Here is a 24266-nt window from a genome sequence, read left to right on the forward strand (position 1 = left end):
CGTTACTCCTCATCACGCAGAAAACGCATGGCCTGGTGCACGTCCCAATCATGATGTACCACCTTGGACAGCGCCTTGACCAAGCGAGCCGGATTCTCGGCCTGGAAAATATTACGACCGATGGAAAGGCCCGAGCCCCCGGCGGTAATGGAATCATAAACCATACGCACCAGGGACTCGGTATTGTCGATCTTTGGGCCGCCGGCAATAACCACCGGCACGCAGCAGGCCTCCACCACGCGCGAGAAACTCTCCACGTCCCCGGTGTAAGCCACCTTGATGACGTCCGCCCCCAGTTCCTGGCCTACACGCGCGCAATGGCGCACCACCTCGGGGGCATATTCGTCGGCGACCTTGGGACCACGGGCGTACATCATGGCCAATACAGGCATGCCCCAATCGGCGGCCTTGGAGGTGACGTAGCCCAGGTCGGCAAGCATGCGCCCTTCCGTTTCATCGCCCAGGTTAACGTGCACGGACACCGCGTCGGCGCCAAGACGCAACGCATCCTCAACAGTGGCCACCAGGGCCTTGGCGTTGGGCTTGGGCGAAAGTGAGGTGGAGGCCGAAAGATGGATGACCAGGCCAACGTCCTTCCCGTAGCCGCGGTGCGTGCAGCGCGGCAGGCCCTTGTGCATGAGCACGGCGTTGGCCCCGCCCTCGGCTACCTGATTGACCGTGCCCTTGAAATCCACCAGGCCGTAGATGGGCCCTACACTGATGCCGTGGTCCAGGGGTACAATGACGGTGCGATGGGTGTTGCGGTCGAGAATGCGTTCGAGGCGGACGGCTTTTCCGAGCAGCATGGGGAACTCCTGTGCGTTTGCCCCCAAAGCCCGACGCGGCCGCCTCTTCCCCATGCCTAAAAGGCAAAGGGGCCGCAGGCGGCGGACGCCTGCGGCCCCTTGGGAGCGCTTTTGATGTGAAACCTAGTCTCGCGCGCACCCCTGGCCACAGGCGTCCTGCCTAAAAAAGAAAAAGAAGGAAAAGTAGCAGGCGCTGTAGGTTAGGGTATGCATGGAGTATTTCTATCCGCAGGGTGAAAGGTTGTCAACTATCTACCCCTTCAAGCCATTATCGGCTCATGCTGGCCAAGTATCAGCATAAGTCCCACTGGATGCCAATCCGGATCTTCGACAATAGTGTCAACTTGCGTCCGAGTCGGGCTGGAATAATCCAAACAGGTTGCCTTCGGGGTCCTCGGCATAGGCGAACCAGCCAAGGCCCGGAATGGGCATTTTAGAGCATTTTGCTTTTGAAAATGCTCTGCAAGCCATGCGTCGGCATGGCTTGCCGCTAGCTTCGGCGTAGGCGCAATTCACTTGCGCCGTCAACGCCGGAGCGGGCGTCTAAAAAGCAATCTGCTCTAGGCGCGGCGATGCGGCCGCCACGGTTCTGGACGCGCGCCGTGGCCTCGTCAACCGAGTCCACACGCACAACCACCCGTGGTGTGGCGCTCTGGTCTATCTGCGGCATGATCGCCATTGATGCCAGGCTCCTCGTCCGGTCCCGTGGTCAGCAACCAATAGTCCTCGGGTCCCTCCCACTTGCGCACGTCCCAGCCGAAAACTCCGGAGTAGAAGGCGTTGGCCCGCTCTGGATCGCGGGCCGGTATTTCAAAATGGATCACCCTTGCGGCCATGTCTGCTCCCTTGGGGGACAGGCGATTCCCCTATTATGATGGTATGGAGGAAAGCAGACTGCTTGGCAAGTTGAGGCCTGCCGACGGCGAGCGGGCATGACGGATCGAATTGTGTTACGCTCCGGGATGCAAAACGTAATCCCTGCGCCAGCCTCAAAGATCTCCAGGGCCGGCTAGCGAAAAAACTAAGCTACCTGCGAGGATTCAAAATCCATGTGGGGCTGTAGTTGGTCGAGCATGCCTGAAAGCTTGACCAAGGTCTCCTGCTCATCGCTGAACAAGGCTGTGTCCATGGAATCAAGGGCCAATCGGTTTAAGGATGCGAGCACCTCGATGCCCTCACTGGTTATATGAACCCGCAGATGCCTTCGATCCTCGATCTCTCGCTTAAGTTTGATGAGCGTAGCCTTCTCCAAAGCCGACAAGGCGCGCCGCATAGCTGACTGGTCTCGGCCGAAAACGGTCGTGGCGATGTACTTCAGCGGGATACCCTTGCCCGCTGGGATCGCCGCCAGGAAGATGAAGTGCTCGAAATTCCACACCAGGCCAGCTTGCTTGAAGGCCGTATTGATCGCCCGGCGTATGACGGAATGAACAAGGAACAGCTTGGATATTAAGTCAGTTGTCATGGCTAATAGCCCTCCATGGCTGTCGGACCCTGTCTACTACGTAATATACATACAACGGCTGCCGGATACTCGCTTATGAAAGCGCATGAGCAGCCGATAATCTCCGCTTTGCCCGCACGTGCAGTGTGATAGCCGCAGGTGAACGTTGCGCTACTGAGCATCTGGTGCTGACGCATGTTTAAACATCCGGTATTTGAAACCTTGCCACGACCACGTCGAGTTATCCGTGGAGATCTCATCATTATCGCAATGACATGCGGGGAGTTGTTCCGCGGCCATGTGAGTGCTCAATTATATAAATTTAAATTTAAAGTCAAACGTCAAATTTACTTCTTGAGAACAGATTGTAAATTTGAATTTTAATCAATTTGACCTTGGCAATGCCCTGGTCTATTGACAACCCATGACCCAACAAAAGATGGACCGCATAGCAGAGGATTCCCCTAGCGCGGCTGAGAACGCCAAAGCGCGCCAGAGGCTTATCGAGGCAGCACTCCAGGTCTTCGCTGAAAAGGGTTACGACCGCACGTTGAGCCGGGATATCGCTGCTGTTGCCGGGGTCAGCCCAGCCGCCATCAACTACTACTTCGGCGGGAAGGATGGATTATACGAGGCGGTTTACAGGGAAGCCAACAAGGAACTTGTAACCCTGGGGCAGATCGAAGCCATTTTGAGCGCGGGAAAACCGCCCGCCGAATCCCTGCGGGATCTTATCCGGTTGCTCATCCACTCCTTGCTCTCCTCTAAGAGCTGCAAGTGCTATCTCCAGTTGGTGACACGCGAGATGACTGCCCCCACCCCGGCTCTGGACTCTTATATCCACGAAGAGTTCCAGCCGAAGGTCGAGGGCATGAGAAAGATAGTGGCCGCAGTGGCCGATTTCCCCGTCGAGCATCCAGTCGTGGCTGCCTGTACCGCAAGCGTCTTGGCGCAATGCGCGTTCCTGTTTCAAAACCACCGCGCACTGACCATCCTGTTTCCCGATTTGATCCTGACGCCAGAGCATACGGAGGTCATCTCGGAGCACATCTTCGTCTTCACCCTAGCCGGCATCCAGGCACTCGCTGCCAAGGCCAAGGAAGTGTAGGCACTCTAAGTAGTCCAAGCGCTAAGCCGGGCTCTCCAGATCCGCCAGCATAGCCGTAAGCCGCGTCACGGCCAGTTCGAACAACTCCGCTCCTATTTCCGCAGTGGCCTTTTCCTGCTGGGCATCGATGATCCCGGTTTCGGTGACGTGCGTGCGCACAAGATCCTGACTCGTCCTGAAGCGGGCTTCCTTCATGTCGCGGCCGAACAGCTCGGGCTTAACCAAGCCGGACCGCACATGCATGATCAATGCGGCTTCGCTGCCGCCGCCGTGGCCGACCCTGCCCAAACCCACCTCATCCTCGCGAGCGTTGATCTCAGGCATGCGCCACCACTGAGCCCAGGTGTATTTCATCCCCGGCAGGCGATAGCCCATTTCGGCCATGGCGTTCTGGATGCAGCCCTCGTTGCCTCCGTGACCGTTGACCAGCAGGAAATCCCGGAACCCATGGCGGTGCAGGCTCGCCACGCAGTCGCGGATCATGGCCGTGTACGTGTCAGGCATGAACGAAATGGTGCCTGGAAAATCCATGTGCACGTAGAGCGACATGCCCGGAGCGAGCGTCGGGGCTACAAGTCGCTGCGTGCGTCGGCCTGCTTCCTGGGCCATGGCCTGGGCGATGAATGCATCGGTGCCCAGCGGCAAGGCTAGGCCGTGCTGCTCCACACTCCCCAGAGGAATAATAATCGTTCGGCACCGTTCCAAATAGGCCCGCACGTCAGGCCAAGTCTGTTCCATCAGCAGCATTGCATTCTCCTTACAGGATACCGCACTTCAGCATCGCGCCACAGAGGCCGCACGGCTGGACTTGGTCAATATGGTTCTTGACATAGCGCCAGCCTTGTTTAGCTTGTTTCGTCCCCACAGACCAGACCACAGGAGAATGCCATGCCTCTATACGAGTACCGCTGCGACGCCTGCGCCCATGAATTCGAAGATATCCGTCCCGCCAATGAGGAAGCCCCCCTGCCCTGCCCCAAGTGCGCCAAGCCCGAAGCACGGCGCATGGTGTCGGCTGTGCACCTCAAAGGCAATCCCAGCCCGCTCAAGGATTACGGCACGGTCAAGATGGCTCCGAAAACGGGCGGCTGCGGCAGCGGCAAAGGCGGTTTTTCCTGAGGTTAGCCCGAGGCTTCGGTCGAAGCCGCATAAATACACTCGGGAGCACCAAGTGCTCCCGAGATGTCGATCAGCAGACTTGATGCTACCACGGTAGCCCATTGCATCGCTCGCCTCATGGGTCGAAAAGCCAGCCCAAGATGACGGGCGAGCTCCAGGTTCTGTTTTAAAAGTCATATCCATAGAAGGATTGTGGCCAAGGTGACCCAGGCCAGTTAGTTCCTGGCCAGCTTGTCATACCGGGTCGCGATCCTTCTCGATCAGATTCCTCTTGCTATTCTTATAGCCCTGCTTGTCGAAATCCCTCGGCTTGCTGCACCTGCATGCAGGGATGACAGCTTCCGCGTCCTGAGCCTTGATGAAGGCAATGAACGCTTCAAAATCATAGGCCTTGTCTACGACAATGCGCTCAAATCGATGGCCTTCAAACAGCCATGAGACTGGAATCATGTCGTTGGTCTGACCAGCGCTCAATAAAGAATCTACTGGAAGACCAATATCACCCACTCGCGTATATCTTGCTCGTAAGCCCTCCACGCGAGCGTCCTATTGCCTGATCTGCTTGCCCCTTTTTGCGTCTGATAAGTGTTGGTGCGCATAAGCGTAGGTGGAATCCATAAGTAGATTCTTCACCTCTCTGTCCTTGGATAGCTCATCCAGCGCCTTGTTCCAAATACCCGCCTTGCTCCAACGACTTTAACGAGTGTAGGCGCTCTGCCATGGCCATACCCCTTGGGCAGGTATCGTCAAGGAGCACCGGTCCGCATGATGTACAAAATGGCATTCACCCTAGAGCCAAGGCCCAGCAACGCCGGCAAAGTGAAGAGGAAGGAGCGGAAGCGCGAATTTAATCAGGGCCGGGGCTCACCCAAGCCGATTTGAATGCAAATCACACTGGGATCACAATGGACGAGTCTACCACGAACAAAAAGGGCCTACGGTTTACCCGTAAGCCCTTGAAATATGGCGGAGAGGGAGAGATTTGAACTCTCGACAGAGTTACCCCTGTACACCCTTAGCAGGGGTGCGCCTTCGGCCAGCTCGGCCACCTCTCCACTGATACTCGCCACCCTCGTGGCGAGCGCACTACATTATAAACTTTCGAGTTTTTGTCAACCCTTTACCTCTGCCCACAAGATGGTCAATCCAGAAAACTTCACTTTAACAATCTGAACTGTCAGCCGTCTTGATGATCAGTTCCGGGGCTACTCCATAACCACGCGCAGCGAGCCAGTCTACTCCGACTTCTTGTCATGGCTCGGCTTGTAGAACACGCGCACCGGGGCCATGGTGATGCCTAGGAGCTTACGCAGCGAGTTCTCAAGGTATCTGGCATAGCTTGGCTTGATGAGCTCGGGGTCGTTTACGAAAAAGACGAACGTTGGCGGTTCCGTCTCCACCTGGGTCAGGTAGTAGAACTTGGCGCGCCTGCGCTTGACCACCGGTGGCTGGTGCTTGCCGAGCGCTGCGCGCAGGGCCCTGTTCAATGCGCCGGTACCGATGCGAATTCTGCACTCTTCCAACAGCCGCTCGGCCATGGGAAGCAATTCCGCCACGCCCACGCCGGTCATGGCCGAGGTGAAGGTCACCGGCGCATAGGAGGCGATGCTCAGTTCTTTCTTGTAATGCTCACGAGCCACCTTGCGCTCGTCGCGCGGCACAAGATCCATCTTGTTGATGACTGCGATGAAGGGGGTCTTTTCTTTCTCAAGGAAGGAGAGCAGCTTTTTGTCCTGGGTAGTCATGCCCGCCTGGGCATCGAGCACAAGGACGGTGATCTGGGCCTTCTTGCTCGCCTTGAGCGCCCGCAGCACGCTGAACTGCTCCAGGTTGTCCTCGATCTTGGTGCGCTTGCGTACGCCGGCCGTGTCCACGAAGGTGTAACGCTTGCCCTCGACTTCGAAGGTCACGTCCACGCTGTCGCGCGTGGTGCCGGCCACCGGGCTGACAATGACCCGGTCACTGCCGGTCAGGCTATTGACCAGGGACGACTTGCCAGCGTTGGGCTTGCCCAGGAAGGCTATGCGCAGGCCCTGCTCGGCAGTAAGGTCCTCCTCCTCTGGCACGTCGGCCAGGAGGAAGTCGGCGATCTGCTCGCGCAGTGTCGTTATGCCATGGCCGTGGGACGCCGACACCGCCAGGAGCGGAAAGCCCAGGCCGTGGAACTCGGCCAGCATGAGATCTGCATTCTCGCTGCCGTCTATCTTGTTGACCGCCAGCAGCACTGGCTTGTTGCTGGTGCGGATGAACGCGGCAACTCTTTCGTCCAGGGCCGTGAGGCCCTCGCGGCCGTCCATGACCAGCAGGATGCCGTGGGACTCTTTCACGGCCTCGCGGGCTTGAGCAAAGATGGCGGCCTGGATGTCCTCGATCTGTTCTTCCATCTCGAGACCGCCGGTATCCACGAAGGCCACCTTGCGGCCGCCCAGGTCCGTTTCGGCATAGATGCGGTCACGGGTTACGCCGGGACGGTCGTGGGTGATGGCCGCCTCCCGCCGCAACAAGCGGTTGAAAAGCGTGCTTTTGCCCACGTTGGGGCGGCCGATTATGGCCACGGTGGCTGGCATGGATTACTTCCCGAACATCCTCTGGATGGCTTCAGTGTATGGCGGCCGCAGCACGCCCTTTTCGGTGACAATGCCCGCGACCAATTCGGCAGGGGTCACGTCGAAAGCGAAATTGTAGACCTGCACGCCCAGGGGGGTGATCTGCGACTCGCCCGTGGGATGGGTGACCTCGCGCGCCGGCCGCTCCTCAATGGGAATATGAGCGCCGTCAGGGCAGTCCAAGTCAAAAGTGGACATAGGCGCGGCCACATAGAACGGCACGCCGTGAGCCTTAGCTAACAGGGCCACGCTATAGGTGCCGATCTTGTTGGCCACGTCGCCATTGGCCGCGATGCGGTCCGCGCCCACGACGACCTTGTCCACCAAGCCTTTCTTCATGAGCAGGCCGGTCGCGTTGTCGCAGGCGACGGTCACTTCCACGCCGGAGCGGTGCAGCTCGTAGGCCGTAAGCCGCGCGCCCTGCAGGAACGGCCGTGTCTCGTTAGCCACCACGCTGATGCGCTTGCCCTGCTCCACCGCCGCATAAATGACGCCCACGGCCGTACCAAAACCGGCGGTGGCTAGAGCTCCGGCGTTGCAATGCGTCATGACCCGGTCGCCATCGGACAGCAACTCGGCGCCATGGCGGCCCATGGCCCGGTTGATCGCCTCGTCCTCAAGCTGCATGCGTTTGGCTTCATCCAACCAAAGGCTAGCCAGGTGGTCCAGTTCGACGACTTCATTGGCCCGCCACAAGGCTTCCATGCGCTCCACGGCCCAGCGCAGGTTCACGGCCGTGGGCCGGGCCGTGCGGATGAGTTCCAGGAGCTCCTTAAGCGCAATGCGCCAGTCCGTCTTGCCCCGCACCTCGCGGGAGGCCAGATAGCAGCCGAAGGCAGCAGTGACGCCAATGGCCGGCGCGCCGCGCACGACCATGGTCTGTAGGGCATAGATGACGTCGTCGGTATTGCGGCAAGCAAACCACTCCTCGCGTAGCGGCAAATAGCGCTGATCCAGGAGAAGCAGCGCATCTTGGTCTGCATCGAAGCGGATGTGATCGTTCATCATGGGCGCATCCCTCAAGCCAGCTTTTTGTTGATCAGCTCGGTGACGAGTTGTGGGTTGGCCTGGCCCTTGGTCTTGCGCATGATCTGGCCCATGAGGAAGCCCATGAGCTTCTTATCTCCGCCTCGGAAGCGCTCGGCCTCGGCCGGATTGGCGGCGATGACCTCATCCACTGCGGCTTCCAAAGCCGAGCTGTCGGAGATCTGCACCAACCCCTTTTCCTTGCAGTAGTCCTCGGGATCGCGCGTGCCGATGGCGAAGAGATCCGGAAAGATGGTCTTGCCGGTGGTCGAGCTGATGGCGCCCTCCTCCACCAGCTTGACGAGCTTGGCCATGGCCTCGGGGCGGAAAACGCACTGACCCGGCGTGAGTTTGGCCAAGTTCAGCTCGCGCAGAAGCTCGGTCATCATCCAGTTGGAAATCTTTTTGGGCTGGTGGTAGGCACGCACAGCGGCCTCGAAGTAGTCGGCGAACTCCTTCTCGGCCGTGAGCACCTCGGCGTCGTACACTGGCAGCCCGTACTCGCTCACGAAGCGCTCCCGCCTAGCCCTTGGCATCTCAGGCAGTTCCGCACGCCACTTCTCCAACCGCGCCTCATCAATCTGGATAGGGATGAGGTCCGGATCAGGGAAATAGCGGTAGTCATGGGCCTCTTCCTTGGAACGCATGGACACGGTGACACCTTTGGCCGAATCGAACAGGCGCGTTTCCTGAATAACCTTCTCGCCATCGTCGAGCAGGTCTTCCTGACGGCCGATTTCATACTCAATTGCCTTCTGCACGAAGCGAAAGGAGTTCATGTTCTTGAGTTCGGCGCGCGTGCCAAGCTCCTTCTGGCCCCTAGGCCGAATGGACACGTTGGCGTCGCAGCGGAAGGAGCCCTCTTCCATGTTGCCGTCGCAGATACCCAGATAGAGCAGGATGGAGCGCAGGCCCTTGAGATACGCCACGGCTTCTTCGGCACTGCGCATGTCAGGCTCGCTGACAATCTCGATGAGCGGCACGCCGCAACGGTTGAGGTCCACGTAGCTCTGGTTTTCGGCGGCGTTATGGATGGACTTGCCGGCGTCCTCTTCCATGTGGATGCGCGTGATGCCTATGGTCTTGCGCTGGCCGTCCACCTCGATGTCCAGCTTTCCATGCTCGCAGATAGGCTGCTCGAACTGGGAAATCTGGTAAGCCTTGGGCAGGTCGGGATAGAAGTAGTTCTTGCGCGCGAAAACCGAACGCAGGTTCACCGTACACCCAATAGCCAGGCCCATCTTGGCCGCGTACTCCACGGCCTTTCCGTTGAGCACCGGCAGCACGCCGGGCATGCCGGAGCACACCGGACAGACGTTCTGGTTAGGCTCCTCGCCAAACTGCGTTGAGCATCCACAGAAAATTTTAGTCCTGGTCTTGAGCTGGGCATGGACCTCAAGCCCGATCACGGCTTCGTAGCGCGACATCTCCGGCTCCTTGTGCATGGCCTGGGATCGCCGGCAAATAAGCTCGGCGGCGGGCCGGAGGGCTGTTCGCCACTCCGGCCCGAAGCGGAATATGTAAGGCCTGCGGACCCTTTTGGCAACTTTGTCCGACGATCAGTCCCGCTGGGACGGGGCATACAAGGCGGGATTGAGCTGCGGGTCGTTGTACATCTTGAACTGGAAGTAAACCCTGGGCCTCTTCAGGCCCGCATCGTATTCGTCCAACAGGCCCATGACGCTGCCAACGAGATCCTGGTGCTGCCTGGCCAGGACGGACAGCTTGCGGCCGCAGGTTTCCACGTGCTCGGGACCGGCGTCGGAACGCTTCATCTGCTCATCCATGTGGTAGATCTTGAGACAAATGATGGACAGCCGATCCAAGACGCTGCCGATGGTTTCGGTATTGTAAGCCTCGGGCGTGTCCTCGGGCAGCAGCGGCTCTATCATGGCCGTAAGATTGCCGTCGATCTTCTCGATGAGATCATTGCGCCGCTGGTTGAGCTTGTCGATGTCCCGCTTGCACCGGGCGATGACATCATCGCCCACGTCGCGGCGGCGGGCCTCGTCCTCCACGTGCCAGAGCAGAAAGTTGGCTCTGTGCTCCTCTTCGGCCAGATGTTTGAGGGTGACCGGCGATATCTCGTCGTGAGCGCAGCCGCAGGCCTCTCCAGGGCCGTCATCGTGCCAGCGCACCACGGACTCAAGCTGCATGGTCACGCACATGAGGATAAGCTGCTTTACATCGGCTATGGTCATGCCTTGTCCTTCGCCAGGAGGCGCTTAATGTTTAGTGACGATCCCTTCGGGCAGACTCGGCTCCCGGTTTAGGAGCAAGTATACGGCAGTTTCGACCTTGATGCGGCTCGCTAGGTATTCCCGCTCCTTGCCTATCCCACAGAAAAGATCGAAACGGTTGCCCTTGATGGCCGACCCCGTATCCTGGGCCAGACCAAGACCGAAGACGCGCCGGGGTGTACCACCCGGATGCGCTGCGGGCAAGTCCGTGGAATAGGCCATGAGCGCACCAAGCGGCATGATTCGGGGATCCGTGGCCAAGCTGACCATGGCAGTAAGGGGTTGACCCATTGCGCCCCTTGGTTGCCCTTGGCCAAGCTGGAAAAAGATAAAGCTATCGTTCTCGGCGAGCCACTCGTGCTTCTTGTCCGGGTTGGCTTCCAAACATGCCGCGATGCGCGCACGGCTGAGTTCTCCCTGCCGCAACTGACCTTTTTCCAGGAGCACCTGGCTGATGGACTTGAAGGGCCGCCCGTTTTTGCTCCCATATTGAGCTTTTACCAGGCTTCCATCAGGCATACGCAGGTACCCGGAACCCTGTACATGCAGATAGAAGAGAGCCAAGGGGTCCTTGACCCAGGCGATTTCCAGGTTGCGGCCCTTCAGGACGCCATCCAACTCGATCTCCTTGCGGCTATAATATGGAACGATCTCGGTCCCGGCGATCCGATAGTAGTGAACCTGCCCTCGCCACTCTGGACGCTGGGAGCCAAGATTGATGTGCATGAGATCCGGCGGGACGGCGTACAAGGGGTAGCGGTAGTCATCGTCGGGTTTGGTGCTGGCCTCGACAACCGGAGCATAATAGCCCGTGAGCAGCGGCTCGGGGCCAAGCCTATACCATGCAAACTCCCGGACCAGCAGTCCAGGCTCAGCATCGAGCCGAGGCAAAAGCCAGAGCAGCCGAAGTACGCTGTTAGTCAACCTGCCCCAGGTCACCTGCACATCGCCCCGCCGGACAGCCGCCTCATTCTGAGGCTTGGTCCGCAGATATGCCATGGTATGCCCCAGGGGTTCCCACAAGTCGAGCCAACTAGACAGCTCCTGTCCCTGAGGTGAAAGACGGGCAGTTAGCGCCATGGCTTCCCGGGGAGAAACAAGGGAATAACCATCATGTCGTGCCGGCAGTGAACGGTGCGGTTTGCCCATACATCCAGAGCCAAGCCCCAGTCCCAACACAATTATGATCGCCAGAGTACATAGGTAAGAAGATCTCAACATGCCTCACTCGCCTCGACATGGCTGAGTTGCCCCTTACTTGCACGGTATTCTTCGGCTGTTACCATGTCCATGCGGATCTCACTGCCAGCGGGCAAGCTCTGAAAGCATCGCTTGTTCATGGGTCGCAATCTATCTCAACCTACGCGCACGGCGCAAGAATGGCTTTAGGCGGCATAAACCAAGAGGAAAGGCAGGCGTTTTAGAGACCTTGGGACACTATTACAGGTAGAATGCTCTATTAAGCTAACGGGTGTTTGTGGAGCTTGCGGTTTGGCGTGCTCAAGAGGAAGTTGGGCCTATTGGTCCCAAGGGGACTGCCGAAGTTCTGAAGGCGCCGTGAACCAGATTTTAGTACGAAGGACGGCATTGCCTGGTCAGAATCTTGGCCTATGCTTAACGGGTGAAGCCCTTATCCTGGAGAGTGGTGAAATAGCCGACCCCATCAAGATGCACGAGGCGCAGGCCTTGCTTGGCCTTGGTCACGCGCACCAGATCTCCTGCAACTAAACGTTGCCCCTGCTGCCCATCTTCCGTGAGGAAAACATCGCCCCAGACTTCCTCGACCAGGATGTCCATGGTGAGGTCGGCGGGAATGACCAATGAACGTAGATTACCCATGAATGCACAGATGGCTGTGACGCCCATGACTTCGAGAGCCGGATGGATGAGCGGTCCGCCGGCCGAGATGGCGTACGCCGTGGAGCCAGTGGGCGAGGAGACGATGACCCCGTCGGCACGCAGCGCGGCCACGAGTTCGCCTTCGCAGAACAGTCGCAGGCGTATGAGTCGGGCCATGGGGCCCCGGCTAACGACCACATCATTTATGGCCGCGCTCTGGTGCACTATCTGCCCCTCGCGCAGCACCTCGCAATGCAAAGCCAATCGCTCATCGACATCCAAGCCCAGCTCCAGCAGCTTCTCCAAGCGCGCGGGCCAGTCTCCCACATCAGCTTTGGCCAGGAATCCAAGGTGGCCCACGTTGATGCCGAGCAATGGAATGCCTGTGGGCATGAACTTGCGGGCCACGGACAGGAGCGTGCCGTCGCCACCTAATACCAGGGCCATGTCTGGCCTGCACGGCTCCTGCACAGCGCTACCGCCGGAATCCTGACGGTGCTCCTGCACCTGGACAGATACGCCGCGGGCCGCGAGCCATGCGGCGATTTCGCTGCCCAACTTCCCGGCCACACGATCACCCATTTTGGTCACGATATGTATGCATTCGATCTTGCTTGGCATCCAGCTTACCTAGTAGAAAAGAGTTCATCCTTCAATCCCCTGCCTCAACCCCAAGCATGAACTTTATTTTCGTCAGGTCTAAAGTTTCTCCTAAAGACGCCGATGACGACTTATGAGTAGGGGAGCATATTGTGACGACGAATCCGCTTCATGTGCGCACCATGCTGCAGACCTACGGGAAGCAGCTCATGCACACCCGCAGGCTGAACAAGCTTATGCGCGGCATGCGCTTGGCCCAGGGAGAGGCTATCTCGCCTCTGGACCGCGAGATCAAGCGGCAGCAGATGATCGAACGAGTTGCCCGCGAGATTTTGGACAATTTGCTTGTCACCGGCGCGGAAAACCCCATAGTGGACGAAATTCGCGTCGAACTGCAGCTTGCGCTTGGGGCGGAATTCATCTTCGAGCACCCATTCATGGAACAGGATTTGCAAATATTTCGCAGTACCTCATCGGGTCCGGTCAGGCTTGAAAGCGGAGAGGCTAACAGAGTCCTCAGCAAATTGTGGGATATCACCCTGGCCAAAATTGACCGGACTATGCTGTAACCGGAGCGGGAAAGATGGAGATCAAGAACCTTCTCGAAGGTCGTGGCGCCTATAAGCAAGGCAAGATCGACAGGACCGGGACCGAGGCCAAATCCAAGACCACGGATACCGAGTCGCGTGGAAGCGACACTGTCGTGCTCTCAGAGGAGGCCCGACTGCGCGGCCAAGCCTTGCAGGTGGCCAACCTGGATTCCGGCGTGCGCACGGATCGTGTTCAGGAACTGCGCGAGCGCGTCAAGGATGGCACCTACGAGCCGAACCTGCGCAAGGTGGCCGAAAACCTCCTGCGCCAGGACCTCGACCTGTTCATCTAGCCGAGTTGTCCTTTCCTGGAGAGGGGCTACAGCCCCTCTCCACACCATCCACCAGAATGTCTTTCACTCGTAGGCATAACCATAGGACGAATCGCTTCGGTTAGACCTGAAGCCGTCGGCACGCCTACGAAACAGTCTATAGACTACCCCTGGTCACCAACACCCCTCGAATTACGCTCCTTACCAGGATTGCGCATCTCCGATGCACCAGCGTAGCCATGGCCGCACGGCATCTATCCGGCGGCGAATCCAAAAAGTTGTCCTAGGTTTTTTCGGAGAGCAGATAATGGCTGGGTAGCGCGGCGTCGGTCTGCGGAATCTGCATCCCAACCTTGCTGACGGTATTGATAATGACAGGTCCGGTGAGATTCAGGGTCGTGTTCTCCGGCCGTCCAGGGGGGATGGTCACGGTAACGAGCACGGCGACATCCTTCCTGTCCTGGAGTTGGAGGATCTTCTGCTCCGTGTCGCCAACCTTGATCTCGTAACGCTCCATGAAGGAGTATGGATCGGCGACAAGCAGTCCCTGCTCAGGATCATCGATGCTCTGCAGGATGAGGAAAGGCGAATCCGCCTTTATCTGCAGGAGGGTGAAACGATGGAGATCCTCGAAGCCGATGATTCCGCGCGGAAAATCAATGATCCGTTCCGCGGAAATCGTTCTCGGGCCGAGGCGGGTCTGGATTACGAGTTCTTTGACTTCTGCCATAGCTGCGTGACTGCGAGAAGGTCCTGATCACTGGATTTGGCCGCCAAGCGATTCTGCTCCTGCACCTTGCGGTAGAGCTCGTCGCGATAGACGGGTAAATCCTCGGGAACGTCCAGACCAATCTTGATCTGCTTGCCCTTGACGCTCAGGACCGTGATTTTAATGTTATCGCCCAGATGGATGCTCTCCCCCGGGCGCCTGGTCAGTATCAGCATCGATATCGTGCTCGTGGTTCCTACATTTCCCAGCCGCACGCATTTGTGCCGGCGAAGCAGTCTTCTCACCCGGAGAGGTGCATTCCGTCAAGGACATGAATGCAATTTCACGTCTTTTCGCCTCAGCTCTCCACTTGTCTATTCCCGACCTCTCTCATGATTTGTTCGAAGGCCTCGCCCATGAAGTCCAGGCGATACAGGCCGCCAATCTGCGGCATCAGCCGAAACTTGCCCCTGATAAGTCGCTGCGCGGCCATATTGAGACGCAGAACAACTCCATCGATGAGATGGCCGATAGCCACTCGGCCAGATGGCGCTTAATAAATGCTTGGCCGCCGAACAGAGCATGCCTGTAGGCCTCCAGGACGCACGCCTCGGGATCAGCGTAGATCAGGGGCTCGAAAAGCTTGATGGTCATGGAGCATTCTCTTTTGGCGTCTCCTACCACTTGCTATCAGCTTGCCACACTACGCTGAAAACTTGTAGGGAAAAGGTCAGGAACCTGCGATCCAGTCCACGGAGGCCTGTAATGCATCCTATATCATCCATCTACCGAGTACCTGGCCTGCTCGCCAGCCGATTCGCCCTGCTGCTAGCGATGATCTTGTGCCTGATGAGCCTTACGGCCTGCGGCTACAACCAGATGCAGCGGCAGGAGGAGGCCGTATTCCGCGCCTTCGGCGATTTGCAGGCAGCACTCCAGCGTCGAGCAGACCTGGTGCCCAATCTCGTGGAAACGGTCAGGGGCTTCGCCCGTCAGGAGCGCGAGGTGCTGACCCAGGTCATCGAGGCCCGCGCCAAGGCCACCCAGACGCAAATAAACCCGGGCGACCTGGCCGACCCACAGGCCGTACAGAATTTTGCCCAAGCACAGGGCGAGCTGTCCTCGGCCCTGTCGCGGCTGTTGGTGGTCGTGGAGCAGTACCCGCAGCTCACCTCGAACCAGGCTTTCCGCGACCTCATGCACCAGCTTGAAGGCACCGAAAACCGCATCAATGTAGCACGCCAGCGCTATAATGAAATTGTGGAGACGTTTAACGCCTCCATCCGCACCTTCCCCAATTCACTGACCAACAGCCTGCTGCTGCATCTGGAGCGCAAGGAGTTCTTCCGCGCCGCGCCGGGCGCCGAGCAGGCTCCTCAGGTAAAGTTCTAATGCCCGCCCTTCTCAGCCGCACGGCCATACTACAGGCTCTGATGTTGCTGGTTATTCTGCTCCTGTCCTTCGAGGTGTGCTTAGTCCAGGCGCTTGACGTGCCGCCGCTCACGGGCCGGGTCATGGATTTGGCCGACCTCCTCCAGCCCGAAACAGAGACTTGGTTGAACGACAATCTTGCCGAACTGGAGCGTACCGACTCGACGCAGGTGGTTGTGCTGACCATCCCTTCGCTGGAGGGCGAAAGCCTGGAAGAGTATTCGGTACGCGTGGCCCAAGCCTGGGGTTTGGGTCGCCGGGACTTCGACAACGGCGTGCTGCTGCTGGTAGCGCGCGATGACCGGGCCGTGCGCATCGAAGTAGGTTACGGTCTGGAGGGCAAGCTAACAGATCTGCTGGCCGGCCGCATCGTGGATAACGAAATCGTGCCGCATTTCATAGCCGGTGATTTTGACGGCGGCGTGATCGCGGGTGTCACGTCCTTGGCCGAGGCCGTGCGTGGCGAATATCAGGCCCCGCCCGGCACTCCTGAAGGTAAAGGCGGTGGGAGATTCCTGGGGATGCTGGCTTTCTTGCTGCTGATCTCCAGCCAGTTGGGCAAAGTGAGCCGCGTCTTCGGCGGCTTGGCAGGCGGCTTGCTCATGGCCGGAGCGGGTCGGACTCTGTTGGGTGCTGGATTGCTCGGCACTGTTTTTCTAGGTTTCTTCGGTTTTATGGCCGGACTCGTAGTGGCAGGTATCTTCAGGAGCAGATTTCGCGGCCCGCGCGGTCCACGCGGACCGGGATCGTCCGGCGGGCGCCGTACACCACCCATTGTTTTCTTTCCCGGTCGCTTCCCAGGCCGTGGAGGTTTTGGCGGCGGATATGGAGGCGGCGGCTTTTCGGGAGGCGGAGGCGGCTTCGGCGGTGGCGGGGCGTCCGGCCGCTGGTAGGAGAGTGCATGAAGAATGTTGTCGCAAGCATGCTTTCTGAAGCAGAGCATGGGACTGTCGCCGCATGCGTGGCCGAGGCTGAACGCGATACCTCAGCCGAGATAGCCATTGTCCTGGCCGACCACAGCTCAGACTACGGCCGAGCATCCACAGCCGGAGCCATGAGCCTGAGTCTGTTTGCGGCCGCGCTTCTGGCCCTGATCCTAGGCTGGGACTCCATGTGGCTTTTTCTGCTGCTCTTCGCCCTGCTCTACCCTGGCGCTCGCTTCCTGCTCGGTCGCTTCCCCGGCCTAAAGCGTCTTTATATTACCGATGCCGAACTGGATGAGGAAGTCTTGGAGGCCGCAACCGTGGCGTTTTATGAGCATGGTCTGAGTCTTACCCGCGAGCGCAATGCGGTTCTCGTCTATGTCTCGGCTTTCGAACGCCGCGTACGCATCGTGGCCGACACAGGCATGGCGGCCAAGGAGAAACAGGCCACCTGGGATTCCGTAGCGTCAGAGTTGGCCGAGACCATGCGCCAGGGTCGGGCGTCCCAAGGCCTGTGCGCCGCCGTACGTCGCCTAGGCGGCTTGGCCGCCGCGCACTATCCGCCACGCCCAGACGATTTAGATGAACTGCAAAACGTCATTATTGGCAGCCCCAATGCAAATGAGTTCTGAACCGTGGGGCAGCCAAAAACAGCTATCTGTCCGGCCCATATCGCTGCATCAAATCCACGAGCACGTCGAAGGGATCCAGGCTCGCCCCACAAAGCGCGCAGCGCACGGAACGCTCGCTAGCATAGACGATGACCTCCTTGTGTTCGCACGTCCTCGCCATAAGCGTTTTTAACTTTTCAGACCGCTTACGGCGAGCTTCATCCATGGAGGCAATCTTGACCATATCCGCCCTATTCCCGTTCGTCTTGCTCCAAAACGTATGGTAGCAGAAAACCCAAATCCACGTCGCCCCCCCCAGGCAAATCAGAAAGCCGATCCCGACAGACGTAATCGGTTTAACCGCAAAAACACCGGCAGAGCGAAAAACAATTACCCATTACTTGCACAAAGACATGTCCTGGAGTATTGGCCATCAATAATTCTTTAGGACGGCGTAGATATTGGGATATCGACCTAGCTCGACTCGTGAGAACGCATCACGGTACGATAAAGCAAGCGCCTTGCGGTTGTTTCTTGCCTCTTTGGCAGGCATTATACTGATCGTTGGCGGCTTTTCCTGGTTCTTCTTCCATTCGGAAACACGCAGGCACATCCAGGAGGTCTTCGCCGGAGAGTTGCTGCATACTGATTATGGCCACCTGATCATTGATTCAGAAATCCAATCAACGCTTTCGGACATCCGTTTGCTCGCACTCCAAAACGAATTTCACGAGTACCTCGCGACAAGCGACGATCTTCATCTCAAAGCCCTGGACCGCGAATGCCGGGCAGTCCTTGCGTATCGGGATTGCTACAATCGTATCCGCTACGTGGACTTGCTAGGTGAATCCATCTTAGACATCTCCAAATGTCCTTCTCCTATATCAGGACAGAACCTTGCCCAGGCCTTTGGACAAGGCTGCATGCCTTCGTTAGACAAACCATACCAGGTGTATTCCGCCGCAGATTCTCAGCAGGATTTTGGCAACGTCGGAGAATTCGAGGCCATCAATCTGGTTTTTAGTTTTCCAATCAGGGATGAAGACAACACAACGAAAGGTTTCGTACAGATCTTCTATTCGATGCAAGAGTTGGCTAAGCGCATCCGCCTGTCCTTAAGTCGCGAGAATTCGGTTAGCATGCTTCTGGCGCCTGATGGTCGCCTGCTTCTACTCGCTGCGGGCAAGAATGATCCAGCACTGCTTGCGGAAGGCTCCAACGATTTCGTACACCGCTTCGGTGGACCCTGGCTAACCGTGGCCTCCTCCGAGCGAGGGCAGTTTCTCACTAGCAATGGCCTTTTCACTTTCGCCACCGTGCATCTCGCCAAGAATGGAAATGGAGCATTTCCTTTTCTTTCGCCCCACGCAGGCCCGGAACCTGATCGGGCTGGCTACCACCTCAAGCTTGTGGCCTTTCAGCCGCACGAACACTTATCGACATATGGAGAGCGGCTGCTAGTCGGTATATTCACGCCAAGTGGGATAATGCTCGCGCTCCTATCTCTAGCCGCCTGGATCATCTCCGCCCGCATAACAAAGCGAAAGATGCAAGCCGCCCGGCTCTTTGCCAGGGCATACTTCGATGAGCTCACCGGATTACCCAACCGGGGACTTTTCTTCGATCGCCTGAACCAGTCCATGGGTCTTTCCCGCCGCTATGGCCAAAAGTTTGCCCTGCTCTATATTGATTTGAATAACTTTAAGAACGTCAATGACCTCTACGGCCACGCCACGGGCGACGAGGTCCTGCGTCATGTGGCAGTACGCCTATCGGGCTTACTGCGAGGATCTGACACGGCAGCGCGCATCGGCGGTGACGAGTTCGTGGTCCTACTGCATCAGATTAATGATCGCTCGGATGCCGAATCTGTGGCATGCAAAATCGCCCGGAGCATTACTCACCCCTATCACTTGGGCAAGCAGGAACTACATATCGGCGCTTCAGTTGGAGTAAGTCTTTTCCCCGATGACGGGGATAGTCAGGATAGCCTGCTACGCTCGGCCGACATGTCCATGTATGCGGACAAAGGCCGGCGCAGGAGCCAAACCACGGCTGACTGTCCAGACAATTGATTCGCCGACAAGCTCGGCAGGTGGGGCCACTGCTTGTGCGCGGACAGCGAGATGAGTTTGTTTAGTGGGCCAGGATACCCCACTTGGCCAAAGACGCCTAAGCAGGCGTTGGAAAGGAAGTTGTAGACTCGAACGTCGTTGCTATTGAGGGTGCGGGCACAGCCGAGGTCGTTCACACGCCTGCGATGACAGGAGGCTCCTGCGCCACGGCTCAATCCGCCTCGCGCAGGATGCCCCCCATCTGCTATTCGATGGACCACTTTTTTGCATGGCTCCCTCATATACAATCGGGAGCCGCTTTTTCAAATCCCAGATGATCCGAAAGACCAAGTAAGGCAGTCAAGTTCGGACGCCAGTACTAGGCTACCGGCGCAGCCTCAACCTCGGCCTGGCTGACCAAGTCACGAGTGGCATGCAAAGTCGTGAGTTCATGGAGCGAGAAAAGCTTTTGAATGTCCAGGATAATGACGAACTCATCTCCCTGGCGCCCCATGCCTTTAATGAATGTAGGAGAAACCGCCGTGCCCATCTTCGGAGCCGGCTGAATATCTTCGGCTCGGATTTCGATGACCTCACGCACGGCGTCCACCAGAGCGCCCATGAGCGAGACCTCATTATCGGACTCGATCTCCAGGATGATAATGCAAGTATTGATGGTATCTTCAGCCTTGGGCATGCCGAATTTGCAACGCATGTCCACCACGGGCACGGCATTGCCACGCAAGTTGATCACTCCGCGCATGAACTCGGAAGTTCTGGGAACCCTCGTGATGGTAGTCAGTTCCAAGACCTCGCGTACCGAATCTATCTCGACCGCAAAAAATTCCTCGTCCATGACAAAGGTCAGGCACTGATTAGTTTGACTGAAAACCTGGCTTTCCATGGCAGTTCCCCCGCTAATTTTGCCAAGCAACCGCCCCTGACGCAAAGGCATAAGGGGCGGAACACTGCTGATGATATGACCATCCGGCCGACTTCCAATGCACGATTTAAACAGGTGCAATTGCTAATGCTGCCTGCATGTCTTGCAATAATTCTTTCGGTGCGTTTAAATTCTAACTCAGCCCTCGGCAAGCCGCAAGAGTTTGGAGGCCTATTCAATTTGGCAATGCGCTCCTGAATTCAATAAACTGCATGCAAAGTGATCCCATGATTCATTGTTATGGCTCTGAGCAAAAACAGTCACCATCCCGCAAGATCATGAGCCCGCGAAACAAGCGTCTTATGATGCATGATCATGTTGTCCAAAAGATAGCAAAACCTCAAAACGCTCATTGACAAGTTCACGAGCGCTGGCTGGAGGTAGGCCTTTCTCATAAAAGATATATTTTTAACCAAATTTGAGAGCCTAGATTGAAGCGTAGCCCTCCTTGACTCCCCTTGTCAGGGTAGCTATAATTTAAAATTGTCTGCGCAGTCTTGGGGCGGAAGGCTGATGGCAGCGCGTTTTTGCCGCTCGGCAGTGCAATCTGGCCCACTAGGCCGATCCTGACCGGAAATAGGACCATTCCGGCGGGAAAACCACACTCCCAGCACGCGTCTTGACGCGAAGGTTACGCCGTCCGTGCGGCGTACGCCCCTTTTTTTTCTCTCGCGCCAAGCGCAACACGCACGGGCGGTTTCAGCGGCGCGACCGCCCCCCATGCCACGGCCAAGGCCCGGGAAATGTTCCGGGACAGCGGTCCGCGCCGACACCCATAGCCCACCGCGCCCGCGCGGAGGCGATTCGCAGGAGGCTGCATGAAAGAAGAAGGCATTCAAGTTCAGGGTAAAGTGGAGGAAGCCCTACCCAACGCCATGTTCCGGGTAGAGCTGGAAAACGGCCACGAAGTCCTGGCGCATATATCGGGCAAAATGCGTAAGTTCCGTATCCGCGTCATGCCTGGCGATACGGTTACCGTGGAACTTTCGCCTTATGACCTGACCAGGGGACGAATCACTTTTCGGCCCCGCTAGATGGAGCCACGCGGCGGCTTGTCCGCCGACGCAAAAAGGGGCGGCCACGGCTGCCCCTTTCTTTTCCACAGCCGCCAGACAGCATGGCCATGATATTTGCCTTTTCCAGCCGTTGAACTTATCCATCACCCTATCTGATCGTGTACCCCCTTGCGGAGCGAATATGGCCACGCGCATGGACCTCTTCCGTCCCGGCCTGTCTGGGAGGCCTCTGCCAAAAGACCTTGCGCTGCCCGATATCTTTGCGCCGCGCAGCTACGCCAGGCGGGAGATCATCTTCGGCCCCCATGCCGAAGAGGATCTTGTCTTCGTGGTCGCTTCGGGCCGGGTGCGCATCTTCTTCGCCCATGAGGACAAGGAGCTGACCTTGTCCATCCTCAGGCCGGGCGACATCTACAGCACGCATACCCGCGCCTGGGTGCAGGCTTACAAGAATTCCACCATCCTCGTGGCCGACACGAGGGCTTTTCGCAAGCATATCGAGGAATATCCCGAACTGACCCTAACTATGGCCAGGGTACTTGGCGACCTGCTCAAGAAGTCCTACTCGCATATCCTTAACCTCGCCTTCAAGAACGTGCGCCGCAGGTTGGAGGAGTTCCTGCTGCACGAGGCGCGCCGCTCCGGGCGGCCGCACGCACGCGGCACCCTGGTTGACCTCGACATGACCGGCGAACAACTTGCCGCCATGCTTGGCACCACGCGCCAAACCGTCTCCTCGACCTTGGGGGAGCTGATCAATGAAGGTCTGTTGGCCAAGGAAGGACGCGGCTCCTACATCATCCCCGACATGAATCGCCTCCGCCACTCCGGTTGATGTGATCTCCAACCATCTTTTGTCATCCAGCCGACAGACGCGCATTCTCTTCCGTGCTAATTTCCTGCCCTATTCGTAGGGAAAGGACGCAGCCACTCTATACGAAGCAGCGTCGCGTTCCGATTGTCGATCCCCAAGCAGGATCAAACCCATGGGAGATGCGCAATGACCAAGGAGCAGCAAGGCCTCGAAAATCTGAGCATCTGGAACGATGCCGCAAGCATGCTCGCCAAGGCCAAAAAGGATGGCGTCGAAACCGTCTGGGACAGGCTCCACGAGCAGCGGAACGAGTGTGCATTCTGCGCCCAGGGGTTGTCCTGCAGCAAGTGCGTCATGGGACCATGTCGCATCAACATGAAGGGTGACAAGAGGCAGCACGGCGTATGCGGCGCGGACGCGGACCTTACTGTGGCACGTAACTTCGGCCGTTTCGTGGCTGCCGGCGCGGCTTCGCATTCAGACCACGGCCGCGACGTGCTGGACACCTTTGCCGCGGTGGCCGAAGGCAAGACCAAGGACTTCCAGATCCGCGACGAGGCCAAGCTTCGGCGCATAGCAAGCGAGTTGGGCCTTGCGAGCGATGGACAGCCAATCGACGCTATCGCCCGCGCCTTGGCGGACAAATTCTATCAGGACTATTCCTCGCGTTCCGAGGAGCTCTCGTTCCTCTCGCGCGTGCCGGAGAAAAGGCGCACTCGATGGGCTGAATTGGGAGTCACGCCGCGTGGCATCGACCGCGAAGTCGTCGAGATGATGCACCGCACGCACATGGGCGTGGACTGCGACGCCACGAACATCTGTCTGCATGCCGTACGCACGGCCCTGGCCGACGGATGGGGCGGCTCCATGATCGCCACCGAGCTTTCGGACATCCTCTTCGGCACACCCAGGCCTACGGCCTCCAAGGTCAACCTAGGCGTGCTGCGCAAGGACATGGTCAACGTGCTCGTGCACGGCCATAGCCCCGTGGTTTCCGAGACTATTCTTGCGGCGGCCAAGGACCAGGATATTCTGGCCGAGGCGGCCAAGGCAGGAGCTAACGGCATCAACATCGCCGGCTTGTGCTGTACGGGCAACGAGGTGCTCATGCGCCAGGGCATTCCCTTGGCCGGCAACCACCTCATGACCGAGCTCGCCCTGATAACGGGCGCGGTGGAGCTCATGGTCGTGGATTACCAATGCATCATGCCCAGCCTGGTGCGAATCGCGGCCTGCTATCATACCCGCTTCGTCAGCACTCAGGACAAGGCCAAGTTCCCCGGCGCGACGCACGTGCCCTTCAGGCACGAAAACGCCCGCGACAAGGCGCGCGAAGTCCTGCGCATGGCCATCGAGGCCTACACGAAGCGCAAGCCTGAACGTGTCGAGATCCCCGGCCAGCCCGTGGACATCATGACCGGCTTCTCCAACGAAGCCGTGCTCGAAGCCCTCGGCGGCACCCCCGAGCCCCTACTCGACGCCATCAAGGTCGGTTCGGTGCGCGGCGTGGTAGGCATCGTGGGCTGCAACAACCCCAAGCTCACCCACGACTACTGTCACACAAATCTTGCCAAGGAACTCATCAAGCGTGACATCCTCGTGGTGGTCACGGGTTGCGCCACTGTGGCCATGGGCAAGGCCGGACTGCTCACGCCCGCCGGAGCGGAGCAGGCAGGCCAGGGTTTGGCCTCGGTGTGCAAGGCCCTGGGCATTCCGCCCGTTCTGCACGTGGGAAGCTGCGTGGATAACGCGCGCATCCTGCACCTGTGCGCCATATTGGCTAATGCCTTGGGCGTGGACATGTCCGACCTGCCTGTGGCCGCCAGCGCACCAGAGTGGTATTCGGAGAAGGCCGCGGCTATCGGCCTGTACGCCGTGTCCTGCGGCATCTACACGCACTTGGGCCTGCCGCCGCACATCACCGGCAGCAAGACCGTCACCGACCTGGCCCTGAACGGCCTCGAAGACGTTATAGGCGCAAGCTTCGCCGTGGAGCCCGATCCCTTTAAAGCCGCCGAACTGATAGACAAACGCATCAGCACCAAGCGCACGGCCTTGGGATTGACCCCATAGGCTGAATTGTAAAGGCAAGGTGGAGAGGGGCTCTGCTCTTCT

General features: G+C 58.3%; 26 protein-coding genes and 1 tRNA gene. 11 read left to right on the top strand and 16 right to left on the bottom strand.

The annotated features are described in order from the left end of the window. Window positions 1–2: 2 nt before the first annotated feature. The 3 genes from H585_RS0113155 to H585_RS0113165 all read right to left on the bottom strand — a co-directional run bounded on the left by H585_RS0113155 (window position 3) and on the right by H585_RS0113165 (window position 2271). Complete coding sequence (locus tag H585_RS0113155; protein ID WP_014260846.1) at window positions 3–806, bottom strand: 2-amino-3,7-dideoxy-D-threo-hept-6-ulosonate synthase; 804 nt, start codon at window positions 804–806, stop codon at window positions 3–5. A 611-nt stretch (window positions 807–1417) separates the two neighbouring features. Further along, entirely contained in the window at window positions 1418–1642 is a 225-nt protein-coding gene (locus H585_RS21435; RefSeq protein ID WP_244432547.1) for a VOC family protein, read from the bottom strand. Between the two features lie 185 nt (window positions 1643–1827). Then, window positions 1828–2271: a MarR family winged helix-turn-helix transcriptional regulator gene (locus tag H585_RS0113165; protein WP_027368163.1), complete on the bottom strand. Its 444-nt coding sequence runs from the start codon at window positions 2269–2271 to the stop codon at window positions 1828–1830. A gap of 403 nt (window positions 2272–2674) precedes the next feature. On the opposite strand from H585_RS0113165, the gene H585_RS0113170 reads away from it, so the two are divergent. Next, window positions 2675–3358, top strand: coding sequence for a TetR/AcrR family transcriptional regulator (locus H585_RS0113170; RefSeq protein ID WP_014260843.1), 684 nt, complete (start codon window positions 2675–2677; stop codon window positions 3356–3358). Window positions 3359–3379: 21 nt separating this feature from the next. On the opposite strand, the gene H585_RS0113175 is transcribed toward H585_RS0113170, so the two are convergent. After that, window positions 3380–4105, bottom strand: coding sequence for a creatininase family protein (locus tag H585_RS0113175; protein ID WP_027368164.1), 726 nt, complete (start codon window positions 4103–4105; stop codon window positions 3380–3382). Window positions 4106–4246: 141 nt separating this feature from the next. On the opposite strand from H585_RS0113175, the gene H585_RS0113180 reads away from it, so the two are divergent. After that, window positions 4247–4477, top strand: coding sequence for an FmdB family zinc ribbon protein (locus tag H585_RS0113180; protein WP_005983960.1), 231 nt, complete (start codon window positions 4247–4249; stop codon window positions 4475–4477). 234 nt (window positions 4478–4711) lie between these two features. On the opposite strand, the gene H585_RS23705 is transcribed toward H585_RS0113180, so the two are convergent. The 8 genes from H585_RS23705 to H585_RS0113225 form a co-directional block, all read right to left on the bottom strand. Next, the gene (locus H585_RS23705) at window positions 4712–4984 is read right to left on the bottom strand and encodes a hypothetical protein (protein WP_138708190.1); all 273 of its coding nucleotides are present in this window, start codon (window positions 4982–4984) and stop codon (window positions 4712–4714) included. Window positions 4985–5441: 457 nt separating this feature from the next. Next, window positions 5442–5532: transfer RNA gene (locus tag H585_RS0113195), tRNA-Ser, on the bottom strand. A gap of 180 nt (window positions 5533–5712) precedes the next feature. Then, window positions 5713–7044: a ribosome biogenesis GTPase Der gene (gene der, locus H585_RS0113200; RefSeq protein WP_027368165.1), complete on the bottom strand. Its 1332-nt coding sequence runs from the start codon at window positions 7042–7044 to the stop codon at window positions 5713–5715. 3 nt (window positions 7045–7047) lie between these two features. Then, window positions 7048–8088, bottom strand: coding sequence for an S-methyl-5-thioribose-1-phosphate isomerase (gene mtnA, locus H585_RS0113205; protein WP_027368166.1), 1041 nt, complete (start codon window positions 8086–8088; stop codon window positions 7048–7050). Between the two features lie 14 nt (window positions 8089–8102). Continuing rightward, window positions 8103–9536 carry an Asp-tRNA(Asn)/Glu-tRNA(Gln) amidotransferase subunit GatB gene (gene gatB / locus H585_RS0113210; protein WP_027368167.1) on the bottom strand — a complete coding sequence of 478 codons (1434 nt, stop codon included), beginning with the start codon at window positions 9534–9536 and terminating at the stop codon, window positions 8103–8105. A 132-nt stretch (window positions 9537–9668) separates the two neighbouring features. Further along, window positions 9669–10310 (bottom strand): DUF4254 domain-containing protein, encoded by a 642-nt coding sequence (locus H585_RS0113215; RefSeq protein ID WP_027368168.1) that lies wholly within the window; start codon window positions 10308–10310, stop codon window positions 9669–9671. A gap of 24 nt (window positions 10311–10334) precedes the next feature. Beyond that, window positions 10335–11348 (bottom strand): MltA domain-containing protein, encoded by a 1014-nt coding sequence (locus H585_RS0113220; protein WP_244432548.1) that lies wholly within the window; start codon window positions 11346–11348, stop codon window positions 10335–10337. Window positions 11349–11963: 615 nt separating this feature from the next. Continuing rightward, window positions 11964–12809 carry an NAD(+)/NADH kinase gene (locus tag H585_RS0113225; RefSeq protein WP_027368170.1) on the bottom strand — a complete coding sequence of 282 codons (846 nt, stop codon included), beginning with the start codon at window positions 12807–12809 and terminating at the stop codon, window positions 11964–11966. Between the two features lie 131 nt (window positions 12810–12940). On the opposite strand from H585_RS0113225, the gene H585_RS0113230 reads away from it, so the two are divergent. Then, window positions 12941–13357: a DVU0524 family FlgM-associated protein gene (locus H585_RS0113230; RefSeq protein WP_027368171.1), complete on the top strand. Its 417-nt coding sequence runs from the start codon at window positions 12941–12943 to the stop codon at window positions 13355–13357. 14 nt (window positions 13358–13371) lie between these two features. Continuing rightward, on the top strand, window positions 13372–13671 hold the full coding sequence (gene flgM / locus H585_RS0113235; protein WP_014260835.1) for a flagellar biosynthesis anti-sigma factor FlgM: 300 nt from the start codon (window positions 13372–13374) through the stop codon (window positions 13669–13671). Between the two features lie 262 nt (window positions 13672–13933). Here flgM and fliW read toward each other — a convergent pair whose 3' ends face one another. The 3 genes from fliW to H585_RS0113255 all read right to left on the bottom strand — a co-directional run bounded on the left by fliW (window position 13934) and on the right by H585_RS0113255 (window position 15013). After that, complete coding sequence (gene fliW / locus H585_RS0113240) at window positions 13934–14380, bottom strand: flagellar assembly protein FliW (protein ID WP_005983977.1); 447 nt, start codon at window positions 14378–14380, stop codon at window positions 13934–13936. Further along, a complete protein-coding gene (gene csrA / locus H585_RS0113245; protein WP_005983979.1) occupies window positions 14356–14595 on the bottom strand; it encodes a carbon storage regulator CsrA in 240 nt (79 codons plus the stop codon). Before csrA ends, fliW begins: the two co-directional genes overlap by 25 nt. 217 nt (window positions 14596–14812) lie before the next feature. Then, the gene (locus H585_RS0113255) at window positions 14813–15013 is read right to left on the bottom strand and encodes a hypothetical protein (RefSeq protein ID WP_027368172.1); all 201 of its coding nucleotides are present in this window, start codon (window positions 15011–15013) and stop codon (window positions 14813–14815) included. A 111-nt stretch (window positions 15014–15124) separates the two neighbouring features. Between H585_RS0113255 and H585_RS0113260 the strand changes: the two genes are divergently transcribed. The 4 genes from H585_RS0113260 (at window position 15125) to H585_RS0113280 (ending at window position 19399) form a co-directional block, all read left to right on the top strand. Further along, a complete protein-coding gene (locus H585_RS0113260) occupies window positions 15125–15751 on the top strand; it encodes a LemA family protein (protein WP_034628013.1) in 627 nt (208 codons plus the stop codon). After that, window positions 15751–16683, top strand: coding sequence for a TPM domain-containing protein (locus tag H585_RS0113265; protein ID WP_034628015.1), 933 nt, complete (start codon window positions 15751–15753; stop codon window positions 16681–16683). The genes H585_RS0113260 and H585_RS0113265 overlap by 1 nt, the downstream gene beginning before the upstream one ends. Window positions 16684–16691: 8 nt before the next feature. After that, entirely contained in the window at window positions 16692–17345 is a 654-nt protein-coding gene (locus tag H585_RS0113270; protein WP_027368175.1) for a TPM domain-containing protein, read from the top strand. Window positions 17346–17845: 500 nt separating this feature from the next. Further along, window positions 17846–19399, top strand: a complete 1554-nt coding sequence (locus H585_RS0113280; RefSeq protein ID WP_244432549.1) for a GGDEF domain-containing protein — start codon at window positions 17846–17848, stop codon at window positions 19397–19399. A gap of 358 nt (window positions 19400–19757) precedes the next feature. Here H585_RS0113280 and H585_RS0113285 read toward each other — a convergent pair whose 3' ends face one another. Beyond that, a complete protein-coding gene (locus tag H585_RS0113285) occupies window positions 19758–20282 on the bottom strand; it encodes a chemotaxis protein CheW (RefSeq protein WP_014260828.1) in 525 nt (174 codons plus the stop codon). Between the two features lie 857 nt (window positions 20283–21139). Here H585_RS0113285 and infA point away from each other — a divergent pair. The 3 genes from infA to cooS all read left to right on the top strand — a co-directional run bounded on the left by infA (window position 21140) and on the right by cooS (window position 24224). Then, window positions 21140–21355, top strand: coding sequence for a translation initiation factor IF-1 (gene infA / locus H585_RS0113290; RefSeq protein WP_005983993.1), 216 nt, complete (start codon window positions 21140–21142; stop codon window positions 21353–21355). A 163-nt stretch (window positions 21356–21518) separates the two neighbouring features. Further along, window positions 21519–22172 (top strand): Crp/Fnr family transcriptional regulator, encoded by a 654-nt coding sequence (locus tag H585_RS0113295; RefSeq protein WP_027368177.1) that lies wholly within the window; start codon window positions 21519–21521, stop codon window positions 22170–22172. 165 nt (window positions 22173–22337) lie between these two features. Beyond that, window positions 22338–24224, top strand: a complete 1887-nt coding sequence (cooS, locus tag H585_RS0113300; RefSeq protein ID WP_027368178.1) for an anaerobic carbon-monoxide dehydrogenase catalytic subunit — start codon at window positions 22338–22340, stop codon at window positions 24222–24224. The last annotated feature ends 42 nt before the right edge of the window (window positions 24225–24266 follow it).

It is taken from the genome of Desulfocurvibacter africanus subsp. africanus DSM 2603, assembly GCF_000422545.1.
Taxonomy (GTDB): Bacteria; Desulfobacterota; Desulfovibrionia; order Desulfovibrionales; family Desulfovibrionaceae; genus Desulfocurvibacter; species Desulfocurvibacter africanus.